The 11,188-nt window shown below is 45.3% G+C and carries 12 protein-coding genes, 1 tRNA gene and 1 pseudogene; 7 read left to right on the forward strand and 7 right to left on the reverse strand.

Going from position 1 to position 11,188, the window contains the following annotated elements:
* Positions 1–216: pseudogene (locus ACESLU_RS06725) on the forward strand (glutathione peroxidase); the annotation flags it as partial.
* A 388-nt stretch (positions 217–604) separates the two neighbouring features.
* On the opposite strand, the gene apaG reads toward ACESLU_RS06725, so the two are convergent.
* Positions 605–997 (reverse strand): Co2+/Mg2+ efflux protein ApaG, encoded by a 393-nt coding sequence (apaG, locus tag ACESLU_RS06730; RefSeq protein WP_372636929.1) that lies wholly within the window; start codon positions 995–997, stop codon positions 605–607.
* A gap of 463 nt (positions 998–1,460) precedes the next feature.
* Between apaG and ACESLU_RS06735 the strand changes: the two genes are divergently transcribed.
* From ACESLU_RS06735 to ACESLU_RS06745, 3 genes are all read left to right on the forward strand, one after another.
* Positions 1,461–1,534, forward strand: a tRNA-Asp gene (locus ACESLU_RS06735).
* A gap of 345 nt (positions 1,535–1,879) precedes the next feature.
* On the forward strand, positions 1,880–2,161 hold the full coding sequence (locus tag ACESLU_RS06740) for a GNAT family N-acetyltransferase (protein ID WP_372636932.1): 282 nt from the start codon (positions 1,880–1,882) through the stop codon (positions 2,159–2,161).
* 34 nt (positions 2,162–2,195) lie between these two features.
* Complete coding sequence (locus ACESLU_RS06745) at positions 2,196–3,128, forward strand: DUF5996 family protein (protein ID WP_372636935.1); 933 nt, start codon at positions 2,196–2,198, stop codon at positions 3,126–3,128.
* Between the two features lie 8 nt (positions 3,129–3,136).
* On the opposite strand, the gene ACESLU_RS06750 is transcribed toward ACESLU_RS06745, so the two are convergent.
* From ACESLU_RS06750 to ACESLU_RS06765, 4 genes are all read right to left on the reverse strand, one after another.
* Positions 3,137–3,619: a Crp/Fnr family transcriptional regulator gene (locus tag ACESLU_RS06750; RefSeq protein ID WP_372636938.1), complete on the reverse strand. Its 483-nt coding sequence runs from the start codon at positions 3,617–3,619 to the stop codon at positions 3,137–3,139.
* 244 nt (positions 3,620–3,863) lie between these two features.
* On the reverse strand, positions 3,864–4,403 hold the full coding sequence (locus ACESLU_RS06755; protein ID WP_372636941.1) for a YceI family protein: 540 nt from the start codon (positions 4,401–4,403) through the stop codon (positions 3,864–3,866).
* 266 nt (positions 4,404–4,669) lie between these two features.
* The gene (locus ACESLU_RS06760; protein WP_372636944.1) at positions 4,670–5,065 is read right to left on the reverse strand and encodes a nucleotidyl transferase AbiEii/AbiGii toxin family protein; all 396 of its coding nucleotides are present in this window, start codon (positions 5,063–5,065) and stop codon (positions 4,670–4,672) included.
* Entirely contained in the window at positions 5,058–5,675 is a 618-nt protein-coding gene (locus ACESLU_RS06765; protein WP_372636947.1) for an AbiEi antitoxin N-terminal domain-containing protein, read from the reverse strand. The genes ACESLU_RS06760 and ACESLU_RS06765 overlap by 8 nt, the downstream gene beginning before the upstream one ends.
* Before the next feature lie 319 nt (positions 5,676–5,994).
* Here ACESLU_RS06765 and ACESLU_RS06770 point away from each other — a divergent pair, with 319 nt between their 5' ends.
* From ACESLU_RS06770 to ACESLU_RS06780, 3 genes are read left to right on the forward strand one after another with little or no spacing between them, the layout of a single operon-like run.
* Positions 5,995–6,093: a DUF433 domain-containing protein gene (locus tag ACESLU_RS06770; RefSeq protein ID WP_372636958.1), complete on the forward strand. Its 99-nt coding sequence runs from the start codon at positions 5,995–5,997 to the stop codon at positions 6,091–6,093.
* Between the two features lie 51 nt (positions 6,094–6,144).
* On the forward strand, positions 6,145–6,276 hold the full coding sequence (locus ACESLU_RS06775) for a hypothetical protein (RefSeq protein WP_372636949.1): 132 nt from the start codon (positions 6,145–6,147) through the stop codon (positions 6,274–6,276).
* The gene (locus ACESLU_RS06780) at positions 6,273–6,497 is read left to right on the forward strand and encodes a DUF5615 family PIN-like protein (RefSeq protein ID WP_372636952.1); all 225 of its coding nucleotides are present in this window, start codon (positions 6,273–6,275) and stop codon (positions 6,495–6,497) included. Before ACESLU_RS06775 ends, ACESLU_RS06780 begins: the two co-directional genes overlap by 4 nt.
* Positions 6,498–6,517: 20 nt before the next feature.
* Here ACESLU_RS06780 and ACESLU_RS06785 read toward each other — a convergent pair whose 3' ends face one another.
* The gene (locus ACESLU_RS06785; RefSeq protein WP_372636954.1) at positions 6,518–7,879 is read right to left on the reverse strand and encodes a hypothetical protein; all 1,362 of its coding nucleotides are present in this window, start codon (positions 7,877–7,879) and stop codon (positions 6,518–6,520) included.
* Positions 7,880–7,883: 4 nt separating this feature from the next.
* On the reverse strand, positions 7,884–11,188 hold a 3,305-nt coding region (locus ACESLU_RS06790), incomplete at its 5' end, for an RHS repeat-associated core domain-containing protein (protein WP_372636956.1).

Consider the following 11,188-nt stretch of genomic DNA (forward strand, 5'->3'; position numbering starts at 1 on the left):
ATGTTTTCAAAAATTTCTGTCAAGGACGAGGATCAGCATCCCCTCTTCAAGTATCTTACATCGGCTTCTAACCCCGATTTTACAGGTGAAATCAAGTGGAATTTCGAAAAATTCCTGGTCGATAAAGAGGGCGAACTCATCCGCCGTTTCCGCAGTGATTCGACACCAAAAAGTAATCAGATTTTAAAGGCAATAGAAACCGCTTTGGAGAGTTAGTATACTGTATCCCTAATACATCCCATCACCATCCCGACAGAGGGCCGTAACTGATACTTACGGTCCTCCTTTTTTTATAGCAAGCCTTGGGGAAGAGCGTTCGGCTGACAAATCTCTGGATTCTTGCACCTTCAATATCCTCACACATGCTTAACCCGGATTATTCACGGAATAATAGTAAAATTAAAGATTAAGCCATTGATATTAACCCAAATCCCGGGTTTTCAAAATCCTCATACACTCTATCCTTTTAACGCGTTGTGCAGTTAACTGACCCTACAGCGTGTAACGGGTGTTAACTCCTGCCAAGCGTCTTTGCCAACCAATAGTTACATCTCTTATAGCACGGAAGGCCTATTTGGAAACCAAACGCAAAACGAAGTTCCGTTTAATTTAATACATGCGATACCAGGCGAAATTTCGGGATTCTCACCTTCAGCTGCTTCCCGTCGTCCGCCTGCATGGTATAAAATCCCTTCATACTGCCCCGGAACGATTTTAGTACACAAAAGCTATTGTACGTATGCTCTCCGCCCGGTTCTATCGTAGGCTTCTGCCCGATGACGCCTTCCCCGTCCACCTCGTGCGTTTTGCCCGACGCGTTTTCAATCTCCCAGTGACGCGTGAGCAACTGCACGGTCCGGGACCCTAAGTTTTTGATGGTTATGAAATAGGCAAATACATGCTTGTTTGCAACCGCATTGGATTCTTCTTCCAGGTAAACCGGTTTTACCTGGACGCTAATATCGTGCGATACTTCAATAAATGTTGGCTGATACATACAAAATTCCTTGGTTTATATCTATGGTAACTAAATTCTTTCAGTGAATCAAAAGTTTTAATTACACAATGCTCGACGCAGGCCCCTGTAGTATTATACAGGAAAACGTTTCTCTCCATAGACAGTCGCGGGTTTCAAACTTTCCTGTTTTGACCCCGAGACAGAGCCACCGGAAATTCTTTTGATTAAATCAAATTTTGACTTGACATGGGAGCCGAAAGGTCGTTATATTCAGGGCTCTCATTCGGTCTGGCGATCTGGCTTAAGTATGAGACCACAAATTATCAGTGAGACAGGTCGGTAGCAGGAACAGGCCCTTTGTGATTGACGAAGTGCGTGCCTCAGCCACCGGTCATGCAGGAGGACAGAACAGTCTCCTTTTTCTTTTGTACCGACTGCTGGCGTGATGTGACAGTCCGAATGAGGAAACGATAGTGATGTAAAAGGAATTACAATAATATACGGTCCGGTAGTTCAGCTGGTTAGAACGCCTGCCTGTCACGCAGGAGGTCGCGAGTTCGAATCTCGTCCGGATCGCAATTCAAAAAGTTAAGCCCTTGACTTACAAAGAGTTAGGGGCTTTTTTTATGCCTGGAATTTTACCTTTCTGAAAGGGTAGTTTTTATTCTGGTATCAGAATGGTTCCATGGGTATAATATTTTCGTTGCGGTTTATCTTTCAAATGAATACCGAGATCATCATTGTTTTCATATCGACTCCATTTCTGTGTTTCTTTATTATAGTCTTCCAGTGGACAGTTGTCATTGACATTTGCTAAGAAAACCTCTTGACATATATCAAAAAACATTACGGGATTGTTAACTATCATCTGCATTATATAAGTTGGAACAAATAATGCTTTAAACTTATTCCCCAGCCGCTATGGTTATTCAACAGAAAGACGGAAAAAGCAAAGGATCCTTTTTTATTGAACAGGACGGTGATACAAAAGCCGAAATCACCTATTCAAAGGCCGGTTCAGATAAAATAATTATTGACCACACTGAAGTATCCGATGAACTTCGAGGCCAAAATATCGGTAATGAATTGGTTGAGCATACGGTTAATTATGCTCGTGACAATGAATTGACGGTAATTCCACTCTGTCCATATGCTAAATCAGTTATTGAGCGGGATGAGTCATTGAAGGATGTACTAAAATAGTATGGGCACCTAACTATATACAATACTTGTCACTATGAAACAGAACTCATCAGCAAGTCAAAAGGATTATTCGTGGCCCGAACTGCCTGCTCTGGCCGATTGGCAAGAGACACTTGAGGTAGTTCACTTATGGTCGCAAATTGTCGGGAAAATACGTCTTAAAAATATGCCTTGGATTAATCACTGCTGGCATGTACCGTTGTATGTATCTGCCCGCGGATTGTCTACTTCATTAATCCCACATGCGTCAGGTAGTTTCGAAATTGAATTTAATTTTATTTACCACCGATTGGATATTCGAAAAATAGATGGGAAAAAGGCTTCATTTACTTTGGACTCGATGTCTGTGGCCGATTTCTATGATAAAACACTCGACAACCTCAAGCAACTGAATCTTGAAACCGAAATTTATCCCATGCCGGTTGAGCTCCCGGATCCTATTGTACCTTTCCCGGAAAATACCCAGCAGGCACCTTATGATGCAGAAGCAGTACACCAATTCTGGAAAACTCTGACTCATGTACAGAGGGTCTTTACACAATTCAGGTCAAATTTTATGGGTAAAGTGAGTCCTGTTCACTTTTTCTGGGGAGCATTTGATTTGGCGGTAACACGTTTCTCGGGACGAACCGCTCCAAAACATCCTGGAGGGGTTCCAAACTGCCCTGATTGGGTTATGGAAAAGAGTTATTCCCACGAGTTGTCAAGTGCCGGATTTTGGCCAGGCACCGGTTTTGGAGAGGCTGCGTTCTATTCTTACGCTTATCCAGAGCCGGAGGGCTACCGAGATTCAGTTATCAAGCCTCAGGATGCATTATATAATGAGGATCTTGGAGACTACCTACTGCCTTATCAGGCTGTGAAGAACGCATCAAACCCGGATGAGACACTGCTCGATTTCCTCCAGACGACCTATAAGGCCGAGGCCGTCAACGGAAAATGGGATAGAGAAGCCCTTGAGAAATAGCAAGCCCTTTACTTACTCATCTGCCCATGGACTCGGCTCAGGGTTTCAGGGCTCATCCCCAGGTAAGAAGCCACAAGGTTCAGTGGCACACGATTCATGAACTCGGGATTTTGCTCTATCAGACGGCTGTACTTTTCTTCAGCGGTAAGCCCAAGTGCATTTTCCGCGCGTTGCTGCAAGGCCACATATGCATTTTGCACAATGATACGATGATATCTCTCATAGGCGGGGATTTCATCCAAAAGTTTTTCATGATTTTTCCGGTCAAGCATCAACAGCTCACTGTCTTCAAGAACCTCAATATTTAAGGTAGTTGGTTCACCGGTGAAGAAGCTTTGCAGGTTTGCCATCCACCAGCCCTCAAAGGCAAAACGTATGACATGCTGATTACCTTTTGAATCCACCGTGTAAGAATATAGCGCGCCCTTTTCCACAAACGCTAACTCACGACAAACATCGCCTTCTTGAAGTAGAAATTGTCGTTTGAGCATTCGCTTGGGGCGAAGATTATTTTTACACATCTCCCACTCATCATCAGTTAACTAGACATGTTCCTGAAAATTTTCTTTTAGTACCTGATACATTCGTTGTTTGCTTAGTGACTGCCGCCGTTTTTGTGCAAATTGACTTATCAAAGATATCTAAAAATGTACAGGGAATCATCAGGAAATAAAAAAGCGGATATCCTCCAGAAGAGAATACCCGCTTATAGGTGTATGGGACGTTAGTCGTCAGTTAATTTTTAATAAACTGTACATTTAATTGCAGTTTAATTTTATCGCCAACAACCACGTTACCAGCTTCGGTTACGGCACTCCAAGTTAGGCCAAATTCTTTTCGGTTAATACTTCCTTCAACTTCAAATCCAGCTTTGGTTTGACCATATTGATCGGTAACCGTACCACCGTGGACGACATCCAGTTCTATTTCTTTGGTGACGTCACGGATGGTTAAATCACCGGTAACTTTGTATTTCCCGTCAGTAACTTTCTCAAAGTTTGTGGACTCAAATTTCAGCTGCGGATACTCTTCTGCATTAAAGAAATCATCAGACTTCAGGTGCTGGTCACGGTCATTATTGTTGGTGGTGATACTATCGATATCAGCAGTAAAACTTGCTTTGGCATTTTCGAAATCGGCGCCATCAGCTTCTATTTTTCCATCGTAAGAGCCGAAACTTCCGGTAACAGTCGAAATTACCAAGTGTTTTACTTTAAATTGTACTTCCGAATGCGTTGGATCTATGTTCCATAAGGTTTTCGTTGCAGTAGTCATTGTGTTATTGCTTTGATGTTAAACAGTTTGTTCATGCTTAACATACTACTTGGGACCATATCCACCATTGATATTTGACAGGAAATACTCTTGATATATATCAAGAGAGACATCAAAATTACACCCACTAATCCCAACCCTTATCCGGCTCCCAGGTTTTAGAAAATGTAGAACTCTCCTGAATTGAACGTGTTACTGGCCAAAGAAATGCTTTAACACGGTCAACAACGGAGCTAAGCTCTTTTGGTAGCTGGTCATCAGATATTTTACCTATAAACGCTTTCCATTGTTTTTTCTTGGTGCCGTCCTCGTAAAAAGTCTCTGTTAGCGCTGTTGGTAATTCTGTTGGAATTTTGGTCTCCCTCAATATTGATATTACAACACTTCCTAAATATTTCCACAATATCAGGTATCGCGCTACTTCCATATTTAAGTACATCAATATCTCTGGTTGCTCTTAACTCAGATATACCGGCCGCTCTTAGAAGTAACGCTCCTTTTAGCACGAAATCCTCTGCATTGGGTAGTTTACTCATGCGCAACAGGAATTTTTCCATTGCATAATACTGCAGTAGCTCATTGAATGGTCTATTTGTTTCCCGTGCCTTATTCAACAGGCGCTGATGTACCGAATCAACAATTGCTTGTTTGGATTTAGCCATTGGCTATACTTTCTAAGTATGGTTTTATGACCGTTTTAACGCGACAAATTTCTGCATAGTGAAGAACATCTTTATAGCTTGCTTTGCCTTCACTGATTCCTCTTTCAAGGGCATCTATGGCAATATCCTGTCCAATCTTATTCCGAAACTTAAAACAGTCAGCTATGGTCTTAGCCGGATTGTATACCTGAACGGATACTCCATCTATCTCATGCTCTTCTACTCCTTCGGTCAGGCTTTTACCAGAAAACCGATAGACTGATAGAGGCGGATAGTCAAGCTTAGGATCTCTACTTGTTCTGGGAAGGGCAATATGAACACTGTGGGGTATTTCAGTGGTCATATCATAAAAATCCAGCGCAGAGATCAGACATACTCTTGCTTTGGGGATCTTCGTTGCCACAATTGCCAGATCGGGATTTGAAAGCGGTCCTTTGTCTTTAAGCTTGTAAACTCCACGCTCAAGCTTCGTTATATAACCCTCCTCAAGCATATGGTAGAGCGTGCGGTTATGGATGCCTGCCCTTTCAGCTTCACTCGTTCGCATAACTCCACCATGCTCCTTAAATATGCTAACAGCTTTCTCTATTTTGGGCTCTGATACGTACATCTGGATAAAATTGCATACATTTACAAATAAGTGTATGCGTTTCTATCCAGAATAACAACTATATATTTCTTTTCTATAGCTTGAATATCTTCATCGGTATTGGGAAGAAAAAAGAATTTAAGATTCTAAAAGACTTGACGGGCCGTATACTTCAATTTGCGAAAATTGATAATAAAAGTAGCCATTTCGAATATATAAATACGCCCTATAACCAGCCTAAAGTGGTCGTGCCCCGCCCTTCCCTGTCGCATTTGGTTTTAATACTCATCTTTCGTTAGTTGCTAAATCAATCCAGTATTATGGCTCGATCGATCAGCGTATCGTTCAAACTCCAGGTATCTGTCGAGGCGCCCCGCGGATTGACGGCCACTGCATCACCGTACAAAATGTAGCCATCTGGTACGATCGGTTGGGGTGATCCGCCAATTAAATAGCCAGTTAATATGACCTCAATTTAGTTGACATTTATGTGGCCTTAGCCTTTTATTTTGCCAACCGTGAGCAGATAGACCGCTCTGTCGAAGAAAGTGAAGCGTTTGCCGAGCAGCTCCGCCAGCAGATCCTATTGCTTTTTGACCAAAAATCCCACGGAACCGCGTGAACTCCCCTTCCAAGTTTTACCTTGATGAACATATACCGACTGCTGTAACTGACGGGCTACGCCGCAGCAGGATTGATGTCCTTACGCTGGTTGTTGCGGATAAAATTGGGGCAATCGATAAAGAGCATCTGGCCTTCGCCCGCCAGCAGCGGCGAGCCATTGTAACCCATGTTACAGATTTTCTTCGCCTTGCCAGTGCCACATTAGATCATTCGGCGTAATTTATGCTCCTCAAGAACAATCAATTGGAGAAATAGTCCGGTTCTGAATCTGTTTTCAGACAATTGTTTACATAAATCTTAGCAGCAGGCATTACTCTGCCTGTTCTCCCATCGCGCCCGTTCTTTCCGGGCTCACCCGGCGTGCCGTCCAAGCGATCTGCCTGCTCATCATTCTCTGACCTTGTAAACGGAAGCCCCCCTTTGCCAACACGGCCACCCTTGCCCCCGGTTCCGCCTTTGCCAGCTTTACCCGGCTGTCCCTTCTTCGAGAAGTAATGGATATTTTCGATTGCCTTCTCCGGAACAGTCAGAAATACGTTGGATGAGATGCCTCCATGACCGGCACGACCTCCTTTTCCTCCTTTTCCACCATTCCCTCCATTACCTCCGCACCCTGGTGGGACCAGCTTCTCAACGGTTTTAAAACCGTCTATTCCCATACCACCATTTCCTCCGTCGCCGCCATTGCCTCCATCGCCGCCATTACCTCCTCTACCGGGGATGACCCCTACTGTAACAGGAGACTGAATTGTCATACATCGTAGATTAATCTCCGCAATGCGACAGGCACCACCGTTGAGACCGGGTTCACCGTCTGCACCGGCTTCCCCATCGTTACCGTCTCCTCCGTTGAGAGCATCTTTACTGAAAAATTCATCAGTAACAGACCCCAAGAAGGTTGAACCCAGCCGTGGTTTCCGCCCGTCAGCTCCCTTGCTTCCATCATTCCCGGCCTTCCCGTGGGCACCGTCATAGTCTCCTCTCCGAGAACCAAAACCATGGAGCGTTCCCAGAATACCGATATCATAATCAGTACGAAAAGAACCCTCTTTGATTAGCTCCTGACAGGTCAAGATAAAAGCATTTCCCCTTACGACAATTGATGCCCCAGCTTCCAGCGTCAACTTTCCGATGTTGACGACATTATACATCTCTTCCCGTTCATCAACACCCCATTCCGAAGGATGAACACTGAGGTCCCATACTCCACCGGCCGGGACCACCTTTTCCAGTATGGAAAGAGTACGTACATAAATGGGCAAATGGTTATCATGACCACCCTTGTCCCGCTCTGCTTCCAATGGATGATCGGCGAATACATAGGCTTCGCCTCTGTCATGCATACCCTGTGGAATTCGGCTCCTGTACTCAAGACCGTCGAGAAAGGTTTCACTTCTTTTCCGTCGTTCAGCCTCCGTTGCTTGCGACAGAATACGCCGCGCCTCCTGCATGCTGGCAATACGATAGTGGGTGTTTTGCGATTCACCTTCATACAGCCGGGACAGATCTTGCCCCGCATCAGAAGCAATGGCTTCAAACTCCCTGAGCTGTTTGTTGGTGATGCTCAGCCTGGATCGGACAGTGGAAATTTCTTTTTTCAAACTATCAAGGATTAAATTTAACCCAGTTTTGCGTTAATTTAGCCGGATAAACGATTCCTTTACCGGCGGAAGTGGTCCGGCCCAGCGCCGTTGCTAGGGTTTGGCCGACACTGCCGAATCGTCCGGGTAATGCACTGAAACAGATCGATAATTTGAGAGGAGGAACATACCCCCTTCTCAGCTGGGTCCGTTGGGCATTCAAATAAGAATGTTGGTTGTTTAAATATTCACCAAAGAGTTTGGCGGACATGGGTTGCGTATACCCCCGTCTGGTATACGGAAAAACAAAGCGCCCCACCCCATGCAGGGCAATGACATCCGCCTCTTCATTTCCGCTGGGACTCATTTTAAATACGGCTTCATCTCGGCCATATGAATTGCGGATGGCTTGCCTGGTAGATAAATATTGATCTTCACGTACGCTGGTCAGCAAAAACTGACTATTATCCCCTTCATCTAAATTTGTAAAAATATCGTTGAAGTCTGCTGCTCCCAGCTGTTTAGGCATCGCACCAAAAAAACCGAAATGTGCACCGGATGCCATCAAAGCGCCTCCTGCCCCCGCAACAGTACCGATGGCAATATTCAAAGCTGTTTCTTTGCTAAAAAACGGCTGTCCTGTCATGGCTGAGCTAACTGTTGATGAGGCCGTCGCGCCCGCAAATCCGCCGCTGATCATCGATGTTGCCGTTCCCAAGCGGGTGACAAAGGCAATATCCTCAGCAGTATTACGCCCGGCATTATATGCCAGGTTTATGGCACCTTTCCCTACGGATCCTCCCACACCTGCTCCAACAAGCCCCCCGGCGAAACCGGATAAGGCATCGACCAGAGCCCTCTTGCCGGTGAATTTCTCTCCAGCAATACCAGCAGTTGTAGCATCGCCGGCCAAAGCCCCTGCCGTACCGGCGACGGCTCCGACGGATGCTGAAACTGCCAGTTCCGTCCCGAACACTACCGCTCCTGCTCCCCCGGTAGCTACCGTCACGATGGTTCCCACAACAGCGCCGATCAAGACGGCCCACCAGGCGGCTTCTCCGTCAGGATCGACCATATTCATCGGGTTATTACCGACAAAAACGTACGGCGAAGCATATTGATGCTTGGGATCAATGTTATAAAAGCGGCGTAGTTTCGGATCGTATAATCGGGATCCAGCATTATAAAGACCGGTTTCGGGATCAAATTCATAGCCGCCAAACAGATACTGCAGAAGTTCGGTATCGCTGACTTCCCCATCAATCAATCCCCCGAACGGCTCATACTGGTATGCGGAAATGACCGCTCCGCTATCGTCAGTCAGTATTCTCGGAGACTTGAGATGATCTTTATGGACGGCGATTAATTCTGTACCCACTTTCAGACCAAACAATCCACCCGGCCCGTAGAGGAAATTCTTGGTCTGGTCATTGCCCTCGTCGCTGCTTTGTTTCAATTCTTCCAGAACTGCACCAACCGTGTTCCGGGAATAGGTCTTGGTCATTTGAGGGGATTTCTTCATCACTCTCTTTTCCTTGTCATCATAGGTGAAGCTGATGGTACCACTGGATTTTATCTTGATCGAGCTCGCTTTACCGCTGTAAATGTCTCGCAATATTTGCGAAATTCCCCGCGGAAGGGCTGATACAGTAGCACCGCTGTCATCTTTTGTATAATCCCAACTATCGGAACCATCCGTATTTTTTGCGAAATCAGTTCCTTCTTCATATTCATAGTTTTCGCTGTCTACCTGCAGGAAATTTCCGTTGGCATCGTAGGTAACAGGATTGATCAGTCCCAGGGACCACCGAGAGGCCTGCTGTTCTCCCAGTAAACAGTCAGCAACGGTAACACGGTATGCATTATCATAGTTGAAGCGATAGGTCAATTCAGAAGGAACCTTATTATCAGACGGAAGATTTAGCTGAATGCTGTTTGATGCCACACTGCCATCGAAAAAACCTTTCCCCTGATATCCCTCTTTTATGTAAGTAATATTTTCAGTCATGTGGGATCCTTCTATCCGGGTGACCCACCCTTGTGAATTGTAGCTGTAATTTGTGGTAAGGGGAGCCGAAGGATTGATTTTATTGGTTTCGGTCAGTATTTGATCTCCGGCATTATACGTAGTTTCCAAGAGAACGGTATGATCGACATCGGTAATCTTTACCACCCGCCCCACCTCATCGCGTACGTACAACAACTCCAGGCCGGAAGGATAAGTAGTACTATTTATATTCCCGAGATTATCATAGTCATACCGGGTCGTAAAAGTGGAGTTTTCGGAAACAAGGGTAAGAATAACTTGGGATAGCCTCTGACGATCGTTGAAATGCTGAAGTACTTCCACTTCAACCGTATTATCTTCAGTGTGACTCATTACCTTTATTCCGGTTAGTTGTCCCAGATCATTCAAAGTTTTGCCATCTCCGTTATAACTGTATTTATATTTCGGGTGCGCAGACTGATTTGTACCGGGCCAATCCGGGTCTGTATCCGCTTTTTTCTGCAGTTCTTCAGTGTTCCCGTTGTAGGGGAAATAGCCTTCTTCAATAATCCGGTCTTCAGAATCGTATTTTTTATACAAAAACACTCCCTGTTTCGACTGCTCAGCGTTTTGGGAAAAGCGTACCAATCCATCGGGATTATAAATATAGCAGACATTTCCGGAGTTGGGTTCTGTGGCTTCCGTAAATAGTCCCTTTGTATTAAACGATCTGCTGCGCTGCCAGTCAGAGGGCTTGGAGCCTTCCGGCGGATCAAAATAATTTGGGAGCCGTTTAGTTTCTACCTTGCCGGTATCGGAATAGGATAAAAGCCTCGCACTTTTAACGGCATTATCATCCATCGGGATGACGTTGAAAACCTGGTTACCGAATTTATCGAGAAGCACATATTTTGATCTGCCATTTTGATCTGTACGGGTTTTTTTGAAGTATTCATTAGCGGGCAGTCCGGACTTATCCTCTTCAGTACTGGAGCTATATGCATATTTGACGGTATGATCACTGGAAGATCCGGTGATGGCAAAATCTTTGCCCGGTGCTCCGATCTCCACGGTTCGGCCTAGTGGAGAGTCCTCGAATCGTTTGCGGCTGTAGGGATAACCTTCGTCGTTGGGCAGAGCATCGGGAATAGCACCTTTCATGATCCCGGTATTCCAATCCAGGGAGGTAACGGCATCTGGACGGTACTTCATCAAGATATCTGAATCTGTTTCCAGCGTTGCCGCTTTTGTGGTAACAGCAGGCCGGAGCATGCTGTCATACAAGGTTTGGGTAACCGTAACCTTCCCGTTTTCCAGGGATTGTCCCTGCTGCCGCTTTCCTC

It is taken from the genome of Fodinibius sp. (assembly GCF_041642155.1).
Classification (GTDB): domain Bacteria; phylum Bacteroidota; class Rhodothermia; order Balneolales; family Balneolaceae; genus Fodinibius.

What these genes read in the sequence shown, in the direction of transcription:
- apaG (WP_372636929.1), bottom strand. Translation starts at nt 997, where the DNA reads ATGTATCAGCCAACATTTATTGAAGTATCGCACGATATTAGCGTCCAG.
- ACESLU_RS06740 (WP_372636932.1), top strand. Translation starts at nt 1,880, where the DNA reads ATGGTTATTCAACAGAAAGACGGAAAAAGCAAAGGATCCTTTTTTATT.
- ACESLU_RS06745 (WP_372636935.1), top strand. Translation starts at nt 2,196, where the DNA reads ATGAAACAGAACTCATCAGCAAGTCAAAAGGATTATTCGTGGCCCGAA.
- ACESLU_RS06750 (WP_372636938.1), bottom strand. Translation starts at nt 3,619, where the DNA reads ATGCTCAAACGACAATTTCTACTTCAAGAAGGCGATGTTTGTCGTGAG.
- ACESLU_RS06755 (WP_372636941.1), bottom strand. Translation starts at nt 4,403, where the DNA reads ATGACTACTGCAACGAAAACCTTATGGAACATAGATCCAACGCATTCG.
- ACESLU_RS06760 (WP_372636944.1), bottom strand. Translation starts at nt 5,065, where the DNA reads ATGGCTAAATCCAAACAAGCAATTGTTGATTCGGTACATCAGCGCCTG.
- ACESLU_RS06765 (WP_372636947.1), bottom strand. Translation starts at nt 5,675, where the DNA reads ATGTACGTATCAGAGCCCAAAATAGAGAAAGCTGTTAGCATATTTAAG.